Origin of the sequence: Gemmiger qucibialis (genome assembly GCF_027689445.1) — a bacterium.
Classification (GTDB): Bacteria; Bacillota; Clostridia; order Oscillospirales; family Ruminococcaceae; genus Gemmiger; species Gemmiger qucibialis.
Map to the genome: position 1 here is coordinate 130,528 of NZ_JAQFEN010000001.1, position 17,838 is coordinate 148,365.

Sequence of the window (17,838 nt, forward strand, 5' to 3'; positions counted from 1 at the left end):
CGGCTGCGCTGCTTTGCATACGAATGCGGACTGACCGCAGCACCAGGAGACCACCGCTTAATGCTGCTCGGTTCCCCGCCTGACATGGTTCACAGGGCTCCTGCGCACGGGGCCCACATCCGTATGCAAAACAGCGCAATATACAGCCCTGTCCGCTTTAAGTATTATACTATACCGTTTGGCAAATTGCAAGTAGCGGTTGGGGGCTGGGGCAGAAAGTTTTTGTTAAAAAGATTTGAATAAAAATTCAATTAAAAAGTTCCTTCTTCATCGTTTTAGGGCCATGCACATCCCTGTTTTACACCACCAACACCGAATCCACCTTTTTGCTGCAGAACGTTGCCATTACCAAACCAGCGTGGACACCAGCGCCGCCACCACAGCAGACAGCTGGAGTGATTGTGAGGTAGAAAAGGCGTAACTCACTCTTTTATTTTCTTGATTTCTTCTTTCTTCAATTTTTCCAATTTCCTCATTTCTTATTTTCACACTCTTTTCGTTCCTATTTCGCCATTCCCCCTTTCCAAATAAAAACAGCAGCACACCGGCTTCCCTATTTTCCGGGAAACGGTGTGCTGCTGCTTTATTGCGTTATCGTATTAAATTTTTTTCATCATAAATACCAGCTGAAACGTGAAAGTCAAAACTTGATTCAATCAGCCAAAAATCTGTTTGGCGTAATCGGCGCTGGCTTTGGCGTCCTTGGCATAAAAATCGGCACCGATCTGTTCGGCGTATGCCTTGGTCAGCACAGCGCCGCCCACCATGACCTTGCAGGGCAGGTTGGCCGCGTGCAGGGCTTCGATGGTGGCCTGCATGTTGGGCACGGTGGTGGTCATCAGGGCCGAAAGCCCCACCAGCGGCGCACCGGTCTGGCGCACAGCTTCCACCACGCGCTCCGGCGGCACATCGCGGCCCAGATCCAGCACGTCATAGCCATAGTTTTCCAAAATTACGCGCACAATGTTTTTGCCAATATCGTGTACGTCACCTTTTACGGTGGCGATCACAATGCGGCCTTTGCTTTCGCCCTGGCTGCCGCTGGCGGCAATGGCGGTTTTGATCACTTCAAAAGCAGCCTGGGTCGCCGTGGCGGATTGCAGCAGCTGCGGCAAAAAGATGGAGCCTTTTTCAAAGGCATCGCCCACCACATCCAGCGCGGGGATCAGCGTTTCGTTCACCACCTGCAAAGGCTCGCGGGTTTTCAGGGCTTCCTCTGCAGCGGCGCGGGCTTCGTTTTTCAGGCCGCGGCGCACGGCTTCAAACAGAGCATCGGCCCCTGCTGCACCGCCCGCCGGGGCGGCGGCATCAGTTTTTGCCACCTGGGAGGTCTGCACCTGCACATTGGCATAGGCGGCAACGTAATCATTGCACTTTTCGTCCTGGCTGGTCAGCACACGGTAGGCGCGCACGGCGGCCATCATTTCCGGCGTGTTGGGGTTCATGATGGCAAGGTCCAGCCCGGCCTGCATGGCCAACGTCAGGAAAGTGGTATTCATGTAGCCGCGGCAGGGCAAACCAAAGCTGATGTTGGAAACACCCAGCACGGTGCGCACGCCCAGTTCCTTTTTGCACATGGTAATGGCTTTCAGGGTTTCGGCAGCGGCGCTCTGCTCGGCAGAAACCGTCAGCGTCAGGCAGTCGATGTAAACATCCCCACGGGGAATGCCGATAGCATCCGTTGCGGCCACAATGCGCTTGGCAACCTCAAAGCGGCCCTCTGCCGTTTTGGGAATGCCGTGTTCATCCAGTGCCAGACCAACCACGGCGGCGCCGTACTTTTTGCACAGGGGCAGAATGCTGTCCAGCACCTTCTGCTCGCCGTTGACCGAGTTGACGATCGGCTTGCCGTTATAAATGCGCAGCGCACGGGCCAAAGCATCTTTGTTGGAAGAATCCAGCTGCAATGGCAGGTCGGTGATGGATTGCAGCTCCCGCACCAGCATTTCCAGCGTGGCGGGTTCGTCAATATCCGGCAGACCGGCGTTCACGTCCAGCAGCTCGGCACCGGCTTCGGCCTGGGCTACGGCCTGGGCGCAGGCATAGGCGCTGTCGCCCTCCCGCAGGGCCTGCTGCAAGCGCTTTTTGCCGGTGGGGTTGATGCGCTCGCCCACCACGGTAATGCCGTTTACCTCCACGCAGCGCACGGGGGTACACAGGCGGCTGCGCACAATAGGGGTTTTGGCGGCGGGGGTTTTATCCTGGGTCAGCTCTTTCAGCAGGCGGATGGATTCCGGCTCAGAGCCGCAGCAGCCGCCCAGCATGGAAATTCCGGTGGGCAGGTAGGCGGCCATCTCAGCGGCAAACTCCGCCGGGGTGATATCATAGCTGCCGTCCAGGTTCGGCAGGCCCGCATTGGGCTTGACAAACACCGGCATACCGGCGGGCACCACACGGCAGAGCCGCTGAGCAAAGGGCAGGATTTCCTTGGGGCCCAGCGAGCAGTTGATGCCCACGGCGTCCGCACCAAGGCCGGCGGCGGTAATGCCGTAGCTTTCCACTGTGCAGCCGGTAAAGGTACGGCCACGGGCCTCAAAGCTCATCGAGGTAAACACCGGCAGGTCACAGTTTTCCTTTGCGGCCAGGATGGCGGCTTTCAGCTCATACAGGTCGGTCATTGTTTCCAGAAAGACGAGGTCTGCCCCGGCTGCGGCACCGGCGCGCACCATCTCAGCAAACTGGGCGCAGGCATCCTCAAACGGCAGGGTACCGGCCGGGGCCAGCAGCTCGCCGATGGGGCCGATATCCAGTGCCACCAGGGCACCGGTTTCCTGCGCGGCGGTCTGGGCACATGCGATGGACGCTTCGATCACCTGCTGCACAGTATAGCCGGTTCCCTTCAATTTACGAGGGTTGGCGCCAAAGGTGTTTGCCAGCAGGATATCCGCCCCGGCGTGGGCATAGTCCCGGTGGACGGCAGTGAGCACATCCGGCATGATAAAGGCGGCCAGTTCCGGCTTTTGTTCTGTGGTCAGGCCGCGCAGCTGCAGCTGGGTGCCCATGGCGCCATCCAGCATAATAAAGCGGCGGCGGGCAAATACTTCCTCAATTTTCACAGGTGGTTCCCCTCTTTCTGTATTCGCACTTTTCGCGCAGCAGGCAGTGCCCGCACCCGGCGCGGGCCCCCGTTACCGGGTGGTCCGCCACGCCAAGGATGGCTGTTACGCTTTTGCGCGGGGTCAGCAGATTTTCCGGCGTGACCGCCATGCCAAGGCCGCGCACGGTATCCAGCGCAATGGCAAACGGCTGCTGCAAAGTCAGCGGGCAGTCCCCATAGCCGGGGGAAAAACGCCCTGTCAGGTAGTGCCCCTGCGCCTGCACGCTGGTGCGGATCTCGGCTTCCAGCGCGTTGCACAGCTCTTCCATCACAGCGGAAGCCATCGCATCCACCACAGCGGCCAGGGCAATATCCGTCAGCTCCAGGCGGCGCATCAGGGTATCAGCCCCGCTGCCAAGGGTAACGGCCATCAGCACCATGGCATCGCAGCCGCGCAGGTGGCGGGCAATATCATTCCCGGCGTTCTGCAGCGGCAGGGCGGTCAGCGGCAGCTGTTTCCACACGCCGCGCGGGGTGGCGGCGGCGCGCAGGGCGTCCTCGGCTTTTTGCAGCAGCACCTGGGATGCAGCATCCGGCTGCCAGCCCCCTGCCCCAAGGTAGCGAAGGGTCTCGGCGCGGGTATTGTTTTGCGGGTAGACTAATTGCACAGCGTTTCACTCCCCCTCTATGGGGCCAACAGGCCGATTACAGCAGGTCCTTGATGCCCTCATACACAGCGGCGGCAACCTTGGCGTCATTCATGGCATACAGGTGCACACCGTCCGCGCCGCCTTCGATCAGATCTCGCAGCTGCTGCACGGCATAGTCAATACCGGCAGCATACAGGCTTTCGGGGTCGTCCTGGTAGCGGGAGATCATGCGGGTAAACTCCGAAGGCAGGCTGGCGCTGGAAAGTGCCACCGTGCGCTCGATCTGGCTGCGCTTAACGATGGGCATAACACCGGCAGACACCGGCAAAGTGATGCCTGCGCGGCGGGCCAGGTTCAAAAAGCGATAAAAGTGCATATTATCAAAGAACAGCTGGGTCAGCAGGTGGGTGGCACCGGCCTCCTGCTTAAAGCGCAGGTTGGCAACATCCTGGGCCAGGGTAGCGGCTTCGGGGTGGCCTTCGGGGTAGCAGGCAGCGTGGATATCAAATTCCGGCTGGGTCTGCCACACAAACTGGGCCAGGTCGCTTGCGTGGGCAAAGTCCGGGCTTTCGGGGCGGGTGGGGGTGCGGTCGCCGCGCAGGGTCAGCACGTTGCGCACACCGGCGGCATTCAGCTGGTCCAGCAGCTGGGCGGCCTTTGCCTTATCGCTGCCCATGCAGATCATGTGGGCCAGCGGCTCTACGTTCAGGTCGTTTTTCAGGAATTCGGCCACTTCCACAGTGGAAACGCCGCCCGTGGAGCCGCCTGCACCGTAAGTAACGCTGATAAAATCCGGGTTAAGGGTGCGCATGGTGCGCAGGGTGTCCTTCATTTTACCAAAGTTGGCGGTCTGCTTCGGGGGGAAGCACTCGATGGAAAACACACAAGGCTTGCGCTTGAACATCTGGGAGATCTGCATAGGATTCATCCTCCTGTATCTTTATTACTTTCCTCTATTTCTACCCAATTAAGGCAATACCGCATAATTCTAAGTGCCGATACGGCGAGCGAGGTGCGGCAGATGCTAAGCCAAAAGCGCAGATAATACTGGATGCTGCAAAGGTGAGCGCCGCCAGTGGCGGAAACAGCGAACCGAAGCAGGGGCAGCGGTCGCAGAGTGCGAGGGGCTTTTGCCCCGAAGCACGATGCGGGTACCGCAACCCGACATTATCGAGCATTTTGGCAACGCAGATGCCGTGCCGCAGCTGCCGGAGCGATGCTTAAGCCGCAAGGCGGGAATTGTGCGGTGTTGCCTTAAAACTTTTGGGGCGTACGGGAACACTTTCCTGCCGACTTACTGGGGTCAGGCACACAGAGTCAGGCTGCCGGGGGTTACGCGGCGGGAGCCAGCTCTTCGTCCGGCTGTTTTGCCGTCTGCACAGTAAAGCTGCCATCCGCCTGGGCGGTCACGGTCACCGTGCCGTACAGGTCGGTGCGGTAAAAGTCAATGCCCTCATCCTGCATTTCCTGGATGACCTCGCGGTGGGGATGGCCGTAATCATTGTTCAGGCCGCAGCTGGCAACCACAAGCTGGGGCTGCACCTGCCACAGCAGTGTTTGGGTGTTGGATGTGGACGACCCATGGTGCCCGGCCTTGAACACGGTGGACCGCAAGCGGAACGGATATTGCTCCGCCAGGGCGGCTTCCTCGTTGCGCTCGGCATCGCCGGTATCCAAAAAGGTAAAGTTCCCGGCTTCAAACCGCAGGCAGAGCGACATATCATTTGTTGCATCGTCACTGCCCGCCGTATCGGCATCCACACCGGGCAGCAGCACGGTCAATGTGCCGGTGCCGATGGTGTACTGCTGGCCGGTATAGGCAGTTTCCACCGGTACGCCGCATTCCTGGGCGGTTTGCAGGGTGCGCTGGGTCTGGCCGGTCACGTCAGTTTCGCTCAGGTCGGGGGTCAGCAGGGTCTGCACATCAAAGTTCTGTAAAACGGCCTGCATGCCGCCCACATGGTCGGCATGGGGGTGGGTCATCACCAACAGGTCCAACTGGCTTACACCATAGCTGCGCAGGTCCTGCACAAGGTTCTGCCGGGCATCCTTGGGGCCTGCATCAATCAGGCAGGCCGCACCGTTCTGCAAAATCAGCACGGCATCCCCCTGCCCCACATCTAGGAACACCACTTCGGTTTTCCCCTCCGGCAGCGGGGCTGTGGTTTCGCTCTGGCTGGGTTCCAGGCCAACCCATTGGTAAATCTGGTCCCAGCTGGGCACAAAACCGTTGCCGCCGTAATTTTCGACCACATACAAGGCAACGGCGATGAGAACAGCGGCCACAATGGTCCACATCTGGGGGCGGCGGTAGGAATGGCGGCAATACCTGCGCCGCCGGTATTTACTCACCCTGGCCCAGCTGGCGTTCCTGCCACTGGGCGCGGGTCAGCAAAACGGCACGGGGCTTGGCGCCCTCATAGGGGCCGATAATCTTTTCCTGTTCCATCTGGTCCATGATGCGGGCCGCACGGGCATAGCCCAGCTTGCAGCGGCGCTGCAAAAGGCTGGTGGATGCCTGCCCGGCTTCGATGACGCATTCCACCGCCTGTTCAAACATGGGGTCGCGGCTGCCGCTGTCATCGTCCGGATCGGAGCTGCTGCCCTTGCCGCCCTTTTCGGCCACGGCACGGCGCTCCATCTCGGCAATCATCTCTTCATCATACTGGGCGCTGGAAGTGGATTTGATAAAGTTCAGCACAGCGCTGATCTCTTCATCCGTCACAAAGGTACCCTGCACACGCACGGGCTTGGAAGCACCGACCGGCAGGAACAGCATATCGCCGTTGCCCAGCAGCTTTTCGGCGCCGCCGCTGTCCAGAATGGTGCGGGAGTCGATCTGGCTTGAAACTGCAAATGCAATACGGCTGGGGATGTTGGCTTTGATCAGGCCGGTGATAACGTCCACGCTGGGGCGCTGGGTTGCCACAATCAGGTGGATACCGGCCGCACGGGCTTTCTGGGCAATGCGGCAGATATAATCTTCCACCTCTTTGCCGGCAACCATCATCAGGTCGGCCAACTCGTCAATGATAATGGCGATATAAGGCAGGTGTTCCAGCACATCGGGGTGCTGCTTGGCCAGCTTGTTATAGCTCTTGATATCGCGCACATTGTTTTCGGCAAACAGCTTATAGCGGCGCTCCATCTCGGCCACACTGGCCCCCAGGGCACCGGCGGCCTTGCGCGGCTCGGTCACAACGGGCATTAACAGGTGGGGAATGCCGTTGTACTCAGCCAGTTCCACCACCTTGGGGTCGATCAGAATCAGTTTGACATCTTCCGGACCGGAGCGGAACAAAAAGCTGATGATGATCGAGTTGACGCAGACGGATTTACCGCTGCCGGTGGAGCCGGCGATCAGCAGGTGGGGCATTTTACACAGGTCCGCCACCTGGGCTGTACCGGCAATATCTTTGCCCAGCGCCATGGTCAGTGGGCTGCGCATGTTGATGTAGTTCTGGGATTCAAACACCCCGCGGATGCTGACGGTAGAGCGGATCTTGTTGGGCACCTCGATACCGACGGCGGGTTTGCCGGGAATGGGGGCTTCGATACGCACACCGGCGGTGGCAAGGTTCAGGGCGATATCATCCGACAGGCTGGTGATACGGCTGACCTTGATGCCTGCCTGGGGCTGCAGCTCATACCGGGTCACGGAAGGGCCGCGGCAGATATCCAGGATATGGGTCTTAACACCAAAGCTGTCCAGCGTGTTCACCAGGATATCGGCGTTTTTCTTCATCTCGGCGGCCGCGCCGCGTTCATCTTCCGGCTTGGCCGCATTGAAAAGGTTCAAAGATGGGTAAGTATACGGCGGGAACTCCTCTTTGGCCTGGGCGGCAAAGGCTGCCGTAGCTTCGCTGCTGGCATCCTCGTCCGCTTCGCGGGCTACGCCGGCGGGTGCGGTGGCTGCCGGGGCGGCAGGGGCTTTCGCCATTGCTTTGGCCACGCTGGGCGGGCTGGAAATGGGAGCCGAAGCCGAATTGCCCATGCTGGAAGATACCCGCAGCCGGTTGGGGCTGCCGGGGCGGCGTTCATCCGTTACGCTGTATACTTTAGGCGCAGCGGCGGCAGGCTGGGCCGTGGGCTGCGGTGCCGGGGCCTGCACGCTGACCCGCCCGGTGAGCAGATCCGATACCGGAATTCCGGCGTTCCAGGCAGCCTTGGCTGCATCGAAACCGCCCTGGTCAAAGCTGCCGCCCAATGTGGGGATGGCTGTAACAGGGGCAGGCGCTGGCTGGGTGGGTTCCGGCACCAGCGGTGTTTCAAAATTATCCGCGCTTTCGCTGCTGCCAACGTCATCCGGTTCCGGCAATTCCTCTACCGGCTCCAGCGGGGTGGAAAAATCTTCCACCGAGGCAGCAGGTGCGTTATCATCCGGTTCCGGGGTCAGCGGGGTTTCAAAACTTTCCGCTTCATCCTCATCGGGCAGGCCCACATCGGCACCGGCCACGGGGGTATCCCGCCCGGTCACGGCGCGCTGGATCAGGTCATTCAGGCTGTCTTCCTCCACCGGGGCTTCCTCAGCCTGCTGGGCTTCCGGTTCCAGGTGCAGCTCAAAGCTTTCTTCCTGCGGCTGGGGCTGGGGTTCCGGCTGGGGCGCGGGGTACTTGCGATGATTCAACTGCTCCAGCGGGTCAAGGCCAAAGGTGCCGCCGGGGCCGATCTCAATTTTCTGCAGCGGGTCATGCTGCACGGCGTTCTGCAAAGCGCGCTGGGAAGCATCCGGCCCCAGGTCCACATCAAAGTCCGAACGCTGGGCGGGCGGGGCAAAGCTTTGGGTGTGCTGCACGCCTTGGGGCGCAGCCTGGGCACGCTGCATATCGGGGTATGTTGCGGTGCCGGGCTGCGTATACGCCTGCTGGGGCTGGGCCGCCGGCTGGCCGGCCTGCGCCGCGGCGGCTGCCTGGTCGGCAGGGTTTGCCTGGGCCGCATTGCGGCGGGCGGCTTCCTCCTGTTCCAGATAGGGGGCCACATCAAAGGGGCGGCGGGTGCCAGACTGCGGCGTGGCCGGAGACTCGCCGGCCATGGGCGGCAGGCTGCCGGTCAGGTTTTCAAGGGATTCTTCCTCCGCTTCATGGCCAAACAGCTGGGTATCATAAGCGGTTTCTTCCTCCGCACGGGCGGCGCGGCGGGCTTTGAACTCCTGAATATAATAGCTGATGAACTGCACCACATCCACCGGGGTAACGGCAAAAAACACCATCAGCCCCATCAGGATGACAATAATCATGACGATATTGGCACCGGGACGGCCACAGACGGCCAGCAGCGATGCGCCGATGGGCACGCCCAGCACACCGCCGGTCCAGAACTTGCGCTGCCCCCAGGCAAACAGCATCTTGACGGTCTGCCAGGGGGTATCCCCTACCTTAAAATCCGAGAAGATGACCGCCGTACCGGCCAGCAGTACCGCCAGCAGCACCACCTTGCCAATGAAAGTGCCCACATGGTAACCGGATGCCAGCAGATAGGCCAGATACAGCAAAAACGGGCCGACAAAATATGTAACCACGCCAAAGGTGCCAAACAGCCAGCTGCGTAGAACATTCCAGAAGCTCTGCCCCGGCACCAGCACCAGCGCAATGGCCAGAATGCCAAGCCCGGCCAGCACCACGCTGCGGATCAGGTTTTGCTGCTGGGCGCGGCGCTGTTCCAGCCTGGACATCCGCTTTTTGCTGCCGGAGGCCGAACTGTTGTGTCTGGCCCCGGAGCTGCTGCTTTTACTGCTTTTGCTGCCGGAGGCGCGGTATGTGTTTTTACTGTTTTTTCCGTTTTTGGCGGAACTTGAACGTGCCATGCTCTCCCTACCTCTTTACTATAATATGCGTATATTCAGGCTGCCCTGTTCAGCGGGCAGCCATTGTTGATTTGCTTTGGCGCGGCGGGCCCTGCCCCCGTTTTGAACGAAAGTTTGTTTGCCTTTTATCTGGCAGCGGGCGGCCATTAAACAGCATCCGGCGACCCCGCATAAAGAGACTTTCCGCGCAGTGATTTTATCTGCCATCCGCCACGGCAGCTGTGCCGTGCTGTTTTGGGCAGGGGCATACTACCCCTTATAGCATAAGGTATATTGTAGCATGAAAACGCCCGCTTGTAAAACCCCTTTCTCTTTCTATTTTCATCAAAGCCTTTCCGCCCACTGGCGGGCAGCGCCCCCTCAATATCCGGTTTTCCCGGCGTCGATTTCGGCATACAGGTAGCGCAGCGCATCGCCCAGGTTGCCGATGGCGTCGATCAGCCCCTCTTCCACAGCCTGTTCCCCGCCCAGCACGGTGCCCATATCCATCACCAGCTCCCCGGTATTGTGCATCAGCTGGGTAAAGCGCCTGGCGCTGATGCCGGAATGCCCCGCCACAAAGCTGACGATGCGCTCCTGCATCTGCTCAAAATAGCGCAGGGTCTGGGGCACCCCCAGCACCATGCCGGAGTGGCGCACCGGATGCACCGTCATGGTGGCGGTGGGCACAATAAAGCTTTTGCGGGCCGAAACCGCCAGCGGGATACCGATGGAATGCCCGCCGCCCAGCACCAGCGTTGCGCTGGGCTTGCTGATGCCGGAGATCAGCTCCGCCAAAGCGAGCCCGGCTTCCACATCGCCGCCCACGGTATTCAGGATGACCAGCAGCCCCTCAATGGCGGGGTCCTCCTCAATATCCACCAGCTGGGGGATCACATGCTCATACTTGGTGCTTTTCTGGTTATCAGGAGCCAGGCTGTGGCCCTCAATGGTGCCGATCACCGTCAGGCAATAAATGGCATGGCGGCCCTTGGTGGCGGGCACAATGCCGCTGTCCGTGATCAGGTCATGTTCCAGCCGCATGCGCTCCACATCCTTGGCATCCTTGGCAGCATGGGGGGCGGGCTGTTGTTTTGGGGTACGGTTTGGCATGGCGGGGGTCCTTTCCTTCCGACAGAATCGGTGCGCCGGGCAGTGCAAAACCCGGCTATACCCTGACAGTATGCCCCGCTGGTACGCTTTTTTATGCACAGAGGGGCGCGACTGAGCAAAAAAAGCGCGGAAAAACTTAGATAAAAAATTGACAATCGGCACAAGATTGATTATACTTTTACTAGAATTTACATCGGAATTACACAAGAGGCAGGGTGTTCCCTTTACCCCTGCCCGGAGAACGGGAGATTAGTCTTTATGTCATCAACAATGCAAAACAAAGCATCGTTGCCCGTGATCAAGCGGCTGCCCAAATATTACCGCTACTTGAGCAACCTGCAGGCAGATGGGCGTGATAAAATTTCTTCCAGCGAGCTGGCCCGCATGATGGGCACCACCGCCAGCCAGGTGCGGCAGGATTTCAACTGTTTTGGCGGTTTTGGCCAGCAGGGCATCGGCTACAAGGTGGATGTGCTGCTTACCGAGATTGGTAAACTGCTGTTTGGCAACGGCGAGCTGCTGCCTACCGTGCTGATCGGCGCCGGCCGCCTGGGCACGGCGGTCTCCAGCTTTATCAGCCGCGATACCAACGGCTACAAGCTGATTGCCGCGTTTGATATCAACCCCGCCCTGGAGGGCAAGGAGATCAGCGGCGTAACCATCCGCCCACTGTCCGAGCTGGAAAGCTTCTGTGCGGCGCACAAGCCGGTGGTCGCCGTGCTGTGCGTGCCGCGCCAGAGCGCCATGGACCTTTCGGACGAGCTGGTTCGGCTGGGTATTCAGGGCTTCTGGAACTTCAGCCACTATGATCTTTCGGTCGTTTATCCGCAGGTCACAGTGGAAAACGTCCATTTGGGCGACAGCCTGATGAGCCTTGGCTACCGGCTGCGCAGCCATGATGAATAAAAGCCGGGCACACAGCACATGACTGTTTCCGGCGGGGTGTACCCCAGCGCCTGCCCCGGCATGGGTGCAGGATCCTGTGGTACACCCCGATTTTCATGCTGTTTTTCACTTTATTTTAATAAGGAGCCAAACATGGCAAAGCTATATTACCGTTACGGCGCAATGAACAGCGGCAAAACCACGGCGCTTTTGCAGGTTGCTTTCAATTATAACGAACGCGGCATGCGGGTGCTGATTCTGAAAGCCAGCGTGGACACCAAAGGCGGCGATCACATTGTTTCCCGCCTGGGGGTCAGCCACAAGGTGGATGTGCTGGTCAGCCCGGACATGGACATCCTGGATATCGTCCGGGCCGATACCGCCGCCCATGGCAGCGCCCCTGCCTGTGTGCTGTGTGACGAAAGCCAGTTCTTTACCCCGGCGCAGGCCGAGCAGCTGTTTTTGGTCACGGTGGACCTGAACATTCCAGTCATCTGCTATGGGCTGCGGGCGGACTTTATGAACCGCGGCTTCCCCGGTTCCACCCGCCTTCTGGAGCTGGCCCATACCATCGAGGAGATGAAAACCATCTGCGCCTGCGGCCGCAAAGCCACCTGCAACGGCCGCAAGGTGAACGGCGAGTTCGTGTTTGAGGGCGCCCAGGTTGCGATTGACACAGTGGACGCTGTAGAGTATCAGAGCCTTTGCCCCCAGTGCTGGTACCGGGAATACCGCGCTTTCCTGAAACGCCACCCCGCGCACCAGTGATCCATTCTTTTATTTCAATCTGTGTTCCGCCCTTTTAATAAGTAAAAAATGGCACAAAAGCCGCTGCCCAGCCTTGCAGCACCGCTTTTGTGCCATTTTTGTTTCCAACACTTTGCGGCGCAATTTTCAGAGCACCAAAAGGCTGCATATACAAGATATGTTTTATGTGCAGCAATTTCCATTCCATTTTTCGCACATATTTTGCCATCGCGAATATTTTTTAGCATACTGTATTTCTTCCCATTGCAAATTTTGCACGAATGCGCAAAAGAAGTGCGTTTGCGTACATTTTTTGCGTTACCGAATTTGTGCGTTTGTTTTCTGTGATTCATTCAGCATTTTACACGTTTTCCCCTATAATTTCGTTGTAACCGTTTGTAACATATACAAATACGCACAAATTGCCTCAATTTATGCAAGATTTTCCGTAATTTTCGTTAGATGCGGGGTTAAGCTGTTTCAGTATTATGCACAAATTGTTTTGTCTTAGTTCGTATGTTTTGACATAGGTTGATTTTTTGCCCATTTAATTAAAGCAATATTTGTTTGTTTTTATAATTTGCACACCATTTTGGATATTTTTTTGATGTTCACAATTTGTTATTATAACAGCGTTGAATGAAGCGGTCAGTTGTCAGGCCGCTCGTTATAGGAACATTTTTAGGAGGACTAAAACAATGAAAAAGGCAATCGCCCTTGCAATGGCCAGCGTTATGGCTGCTGGCCTGCTGGCAGGCTGCGGCGGCTCCGCTGCCAACAGCACCGCAGCTTCTTCCGAGGCCGCTTCTTCTGAAGCCGCTTCCACCTCTACCGAGGCTGCTACCGAGGCTCACACCGTCAACACCACCGATCCCATCACCCTGACCATCAGCTGGTGGGGCGGCGATGCCCGCCAGGCTGCATACGAGGCTGCCTGCAAGGCATTCACTGAAAAATACCCCAACATCACCGTTGAGTGCACTTACGGCCCGTGGAACGGCTGGGAGGAAGCTCAATCCACTGCCCTGGCTGCCGGCACCGCTGCCGACGTGATGCAGGTCAACTGGAACTGGCTGTTCCAGTACTCCGGCAAGGGTCAGAGCTTCGTTAACCTGAACGATTACTCCGATGTGCTGGATCTGACCCAGTTCCCCTCTAGCGCTCTGGATGCCTGCACTGTGGCTAATTCCCTGCAGGCTGTTCCCGTCGCTATGGCCGGCCGTATTTACTACTGGAACATGGCAACCTTCAAGAAGGCTGGCCTGGACCACTACCCCACTACTGAGCAGGAGCTGCTGGACGCCGCCAAGACCTTCCAGGAAAAGCTGGGCGATGACTACTATCCGCTGGCTGCCGGCCCGCTGGACCGCATGATCATGATGACCTTCTACCTGGAAAGCAAGTACGGCGAGCCCTGGGTTACCGACAGCACCCTGAACTACACCGTTGAGCAGCTGCAGGAAGGTTTGGAATGGATCCAGAGCCTGGAAGATAACCACGTGATGCCCGACCTGAAGACCATGAACGCCGCCGGCGATAAGACCATCACCGATGGTCAGGCCTGGATCACCGGCAAGTACGCCGGCATCTTCACCTGGGACTCCAGCGCACTGAGTGCAAGCCAGAACCTGCCCGACGACGCTGAGTACGTTGTTGGCGACGAAATCAAGTGGGGCGAGGCTGCCAACGGCGGTTTTGCCAAGGTTTCCATGGGTATGGCTATTACCCAGAGCTGCGAGCATCCTGTTGAGGCTGCTGCCCTGATCAACTTCATCCTGAACGAAAAAGAGGGCGCTTCCATCATGGGCACCCAGTGCGGCATGGTTTGCTCCAAGGCCGGCCAGGAATACGCCAAGGAAGCCGGTGCTGTCAACGAGCTGATTCTGGAAGCCAACACCAAGGTTATGGCTTTTGTTGACCAGCCGTTCGACCCCTGCTACGAGAGCACTTCCCTGAAGGACGAGACCAATGGCGTGTACGGCGATGTGTTTGAAGGCTTCAGCTACGATCAGTATGATTCCGCCGAGGCTGCCCAGATCCTGTACGATGGCATCTGCGAAGCACTTGCCTAATCCCCGTTTTCACACTTAAGGCAATACCGCACAATTCCCGCCTAACGGCTCAAGCACCGCTCCGGCGGCTGCGGCACGGCATCTGCGTTGCCAAAATACTCGATAATACACAAAGTATTATCTGCGCTTTTGGCTTAGCATCTGCCGTACCTCGCTCGCCGTATCGGCACTTAGAATTATGCGGTATTACCTTAACCTTACACATCAGCAAGGCTGGCCCCGGCCCCATGGCGGTGGGGCCAGCCCTTTATTATGTAACAAGGAGGTTTCCTTTATGAGCGCACCTGCTGCCAAGACAGTGACCCGCACTCCTTTCAAAAAATGGTGTGATGAAAACGTTGGCCTTTTGTTCCTGATTCCCTGGATCATTGGTTTTGTGGTGTTCAAGCTGTATCCGTTTGCCACTTCCCTGTTCTACAGCTTTACGGATATGAACTTCTTTGACGGCATTACCAAGTACGGCCTGATGAACTACATCTACATTTTTACCAACAAGAAAACGCTGACCTCGTTCATCATCACCTTCCGTTATGCCCTCATCACCGTTCCCCTCAAGCTGATTTTTGCTTTGTTCATCGCTTACATCCTGAACTTCAAGATCAAGTGCGTCAACCTGTTCCGTACCATCTACTACATTCCCTCCATCCTGGGCGGCTCTGTTGCCATTGCCGTTCTGTGGAAGGCCCTGTTCAAAGAGGATGGCATCATCAACATGCTGCTCTCCTTTATCGGCATTCAGGGGCCCAGCTGGCTGGCTGACCCCGATTACGCCATGGTCGTTATCATTGTGCTGCGTGTATGGCAGTTCGGCTCCGCCATGGTGCTGTTCCTTGCCGCATTGAAGGGCGTTTCGGTCGACCTGTACGAAGCCGCCACCATCGACGGTGCTTCCAAAACCCGCCAGTTCTTCTCCATCACCGTGCCGATGATCACCCCCGTTATCTTCTACAACCTCGTTACCCAGATCGCTCAGGCGTTCCAGGAATTCAACGGCCCCTACATTATCTTTAATAATGGCGGCCCCCGCGGTTCCGTCACGCTGGTTTCGCTGCTGGTTTACAACTATGCGTTCAAGAGCAACGAAATGGGTATGGCCTGCGCCATGGCCTGGGTCATGTTCATCATCATCGCCCTGCTCACTGTCATCGCATTTGGCAGCCAGAAGCACTGGGTCTACTATGCTGACTGATTGAAGGAGGAATTGATTTATGGGTATGAAAGCACGCGCCAATGTGGCAACCTTCTTCAAGTATTTTGTTCTGATTTTGATGGGCTTTATCATGGTGTACCCGCTGCTGTGGATGGTGGGCTCCACCTTTAAGACCAACGCCGAGATTTTTACCAGCCTTTCCCCGTTTACCGCGCATCCCACCCCGGATGGCTATTATAACGCTGTGACCAAAACTTACGGCGGCGATATCACCATCTGGCGTGCATTCCTGAACACCTACAGCTACGTTATCCCCAAGGTTGTGTTCACTGTTATTTCTTCTGTCATTGCTGCTTACGGTTTCAGCCGTTTCAAGTTCAAGGGCCGCGATTTCCTGTTCGGCGTTATGATCATGACGCTGTTCCTGCCGCAGGTTGTTCTGAACGTTCCGCAGTACATGATGTACAACAAGTTTGACTGGATCAACAACCCCCTGTACCCCGCCCTGTGGGTGCCGTCCCTGTTTGCTACCGAAACCTACTTTGTCTACCAGCTGGTGCAGTTCATGCGCAGCATCCCGCACGACCTGGACGAAGCAGCTGCCATTGACGGCTGCGGCCCGGTCAAGATCCTGTACAAGATCATCTGCCCCATGCTCAGCCCCTCTCTGGTCGCCTGTGCGCTGTTCCAGTTCATGTGGAGCTGCAACGACTTTATGGGTCCCCTGCTTTACGTTACTACCCCGCGCAAATACCCCATGGCAATCTTTGTTAAGCTGTCTATGGACAGTACCAGTGAAGGCATTCAGTGGAACCGCATCCTTGCCTTGTCCCTGATTTCCATTATCCCGCAGCTGCTGGTTTTCTTTGCCGCTCAGGATTCCTTTATTGACGGCATTGCCGCTGGCAGTGTAAAGGGTTAAGGCAACACCGCACAATTCCCGCCTTGCGGCTTAAGCACCGCTCCGGCAGCTGCGGCACGGCATCTGCGTTGCCAAAATGCTCGATAAGACATCCAGTATTATCTGCGCTTTTGGCTTGGCATCTGCCGCACCTCGCTCGCCGTATCGGCACTTAGAATTATGCGGTATTGCCCTAAGCTTCAAGTTTTTTCCAAAACTTTTGATCTTTTTGCGCCCAAACCACCACACAGGCTGCCCCGTACCGCTGCAAAAGGGGTACCGGGCAGCTTTTACTTTGAAAACTCCGGCCACTGGCTTTTCTCGCTTTTGGCCGTTCCTAATATTCAGGATGCAGCCGGAATAAAAAAGCTTTCCGCTGTATTCCGGCACATGATGGTGCCTTTTCTGCTGATCCCTTTGCATCGCTCTCCCCTGCCCTGCTTATCCGTTAGGGGCAAAACAAAAGCGGCTGCCTGTTGGCAGCCGCCGGGGGTTGTGGTTTTGTGCTGTAACATTTTTGGCCTTATTTTTCCGGTTTGTTTACCCGCTTGAAATATTGGCGGTACTGCTGGGGCGAAAGCCCAGTGGCATCTTTGAACACTCGCCGGAAATGCGCGCTTGTCATAAAGCCTGTCTTTTCCGCCACGCCGGAAATGCTTTCGTTGGTCTTTTCGATCATGTTCTGCGCCGCTTTGATGCGTACGCCGTTGATGTATTCGATCAGGCTCAGGTTGATGGTCTTTTTGAACAGACGGCTGAGGTAATACGGGCTGATGTAAAACTGGTTGGCAATGCTTGTCAGGGTCAGCTTCTCGGCGTAATGCTCCGCAATATAGCCTTGGATCTGACTGACGATGCGGTTGGTCACCCGGCCGCTGTCGCCCCCCAGCTCATGCTGGTTTTCGCACATTTTTTTCAGCTGCAACAGCAGCGTGGCCAGCAGCATTTTGCGGGTCACAGCGCTTTCGGAGCTGTTTTCGTCCTGCATCTGGATCAGCTGCTGCAGGATGGAGTAGATATAGTTCTGCTGCTTAACCGTGATGTTGCTCAGCAGGTGGTTGTTTTCCTCGCTCATAAAGCTGAACAGGTCAATCTCCGGGAAAGCCCCGCTGATCTCCTGCAGATACTCGCGGCTGAAATTGCACACAATGCGGCTGGTGGGGCCATCCCCTACCGAACCAGTCTTGTGGATCTGGTTTTCCCCAATCAGGATCACATTGCCTGCATTGACGATATAGGCGGAATCCTCAATAAAATAGCGCCGCGCGCCTTCCACTTCATAATACAGTTCATATTTGTGGTGTGTGTGGAAACTTCCCATATCGTAGCTATGCTCGCGGTCGATCATATCGATATAAAAGTCCACATGGGGGGAATAGGTATATTCCTTGACCATCCTGTTCAAACCTCCCGCCACGCCCCGCCCAAGCATTTTTGCCAGTTTTAGGGCAGAACGCGCTTCAATTTTGTTGATTTATTTCATATTAACACATTTCTTGTT

At 57.1% G+C, this 17,838-nt stretch carries 14 protein-coding genes and 1 other RNA gene; 5 read left to right on the top strand and 10 right to left on the bottom strand.

Features of this window, described 5'->3' with window-relative positions:
- Window positions 1-20: 20 nt before the first annotated feature.
- The 8 genes from ffs to PG062_RS00675 all read right to left on the bottom strand — a co-directional run bounded on the left by ffs (window position 21) and on the right by PG062_RS00675 (window position 10,582).
- Window positions 21-119, bottom strand: an RNA gene (ffs, locus tag PG062_RS00640) — signal recognition particle sRNA small type.
- 226 nt (window positions 120-345) lie between these two features.
- On the bottom strand, window positions 346-543 hold the full coding sequence (locus tag PG062_RS00645; protein ID WP_270750567.1) for a hypothetical protein: 198 nt from the start codon (window positions 541-543) through the stop codon (window positions 346-348).
- Between the two features lie 113 nt (window positions 544-656).
- The gene (locus tag PG062_RS00650; protein ID WP_333559362.1) at window positions 657-3,056 is read right to left on the bottom strand and encodes a homocysteine S-methyltransferase family protein; all 2,400 of its coding nucleotides are present in this window, start codon (window positions 3,054-3,056) and stop codon (window positions 657-659) included.
- Window positions 3,046-3,705, bottom strand: coding sequence for a vitamin B12 dependent-methionine synthase activation domain-containing protein (locus tag PG062_RS00655; protein WP_270750568.1), 660 nt, complete (start codon window positions 3,703-3,705; stop codon window positions 3,046-3,048). The genes PG062_RS00650 and PG062_RS00655 overlap by 11 nt, the downstream gene beginning before the upstream one ends.
- Window positions 3,706-3,742: 37 nt before the next feature.
- Entirely contained in the window at window positions 3,743-4,606 is an 864-nt protein-coding gene (locus tag PG062_RS00660) for a methylenetetrahydrofolate reductase (RefSeq protein WP_114001185.1), read from the bottom strand.
- Window positions 4,607-5,019: 413 nt separating this feature from the next.
- Window positions 5,020-6,039, bottom strand: a complete 1,020-nt coding sequence (locus PG062_RS00665; protein WP_270750570.1) for a ComEC/Rec2 family competence protein — start codon at window positions 6,037-6,039, stop codon at window positions 5,020-5,022.
- On the bottom strand, window positions 6,032-9,358 hold the full coding sequence (locus PG062_RS00670) for an FtsK/SpoIIIE family DNA translocase (RefSeq protein WP_270750572.1): 3,327 nt from the start codon (window positions 9,356-9,358) through the stop codon (window positions 6,032-6,034). The genes PG062_RS00665 and PG062_RS00670 overlap by 8 nt, the downstream gene beginning before the upstream one ends.
- A gap of 492 nt (window positions 9,359-9,850) precedes the next feature.
- Entirely contained in the window at window positions 9,851-10,582 is a 732-nt protein-coding gene (locus PG062_RS00675; RefSeq protein ID WP_408611377.1) for a ClpP family protease, read from the bottom strand.
- A 258-nt stretch (window positions 10,583-10,840) separates the two neighbouring features.
- Here PG062_RS00675 and PG062_RS00680 point away from each other — a divergent pair, with 258 nt between their 5' ends.
- Window positions 10,841-11,488, top strand: a complete 648-nt coding sequence (locus PG062_RS00680; protein WP_242979471.1) for a redox-sensing transcriptional repressor Rex — start codon at window positions 10,841-10,843, stop codon at window positions 11,486-11,488.
- A 132-nt stretch (window positions 11,489-11,620) separates the two neighbouring features.
- Window positions 11,621-12,235, top strand: a complete 615-nt coding sequence (locus tag PG062_RS00685) for a thymidine kinase (RefSeq protein WP_113999073.1) — start codon at window positions 11,621-11,623, stop codon at window positions 12,233-12,235.
- 34 nt (window positions 12,236-12,269) lie between these two features.
- Here PG062_RS00685 and PG062_RS00690 read toward each other — a convergent pair whose 3' ends face one another.
- Window positions 12,270-12,443: a hypothetical protein gene (locus PG062_RS00690; RefSeq protein ID WP_270750578.1), complete on the bottom strand. Its 174-nt coding sequence runs from the start codon at window positions 12,441-12,443 to the stop codon at window positions 12,270-12,272.
- A gap of 469 nt (window positions 12,444-12,912) precedes the next feature.
- Here PG062_RS00690 and PG062_RS00695 point away from each other — a divergent pair, with 469 nt between their 5' ends.
- The 3 genes from PG062_RS00695 (at window position 12,913) to PG062_RS00705 (ending at window position 16,358) form a co-directional block, all read left to right on the top strand.
- Window positions 12,913-14,286, top strand: coding sequence for an ABC transporter substrate-binding protein (locus tag PG062_RS00695; RefSeq protein ID WP_270750580.1), 1,374 nt, complete (start codon window positions 12,913-12,915; stop codon window positions 14,284-14,286).
- 274 nt (window positions 14,287-14,560) lie between these two features.
- The gene (locus PG062_RS00700; RefSeq protein WP_113999076.1) at window positions 14,561-15,475 is read left to right on the top strand and encodes a carbohydrate ABC transporter permease; all 915 of its coding nucleotides are present in this window, start codon (window positions 14,561-14,563) and stop codon (window positions 15,473-15,475) included.
- Window positions 15,476-15,494: 19 nt separating this feature from the next.
- Window positions 15,495-16,358 (top strand): carbohydrate ABC transporter permease, encoded by an 864-nt coding sequence (locus PG062_RS00705; protein ID WP_270750581.1) that lies wholly within the window; start codon window positions 15,495-15,497, stop codon window positions 16,356-16,358.
- A gap of 502 nt (window positions 16,359-16,860) precedes the next feature.
- Here the strand turns inward: PG062_RS00705 and PG062_RS00710 are convergent.
- Window positions 16,861-17,733 (bottom strand): AraC family transcriptional regulator, encoded by an 873-nt coding sequence (locus PG062_RS00710; RefSeq protein ID WP_270750583.1) that lies wholly within the window; start codon window positions 17,731-17,733, stop codon window positions 16,861-16,863.
- Window positions 17,734-17,838 lie beyond the last annotated feature (105 nt).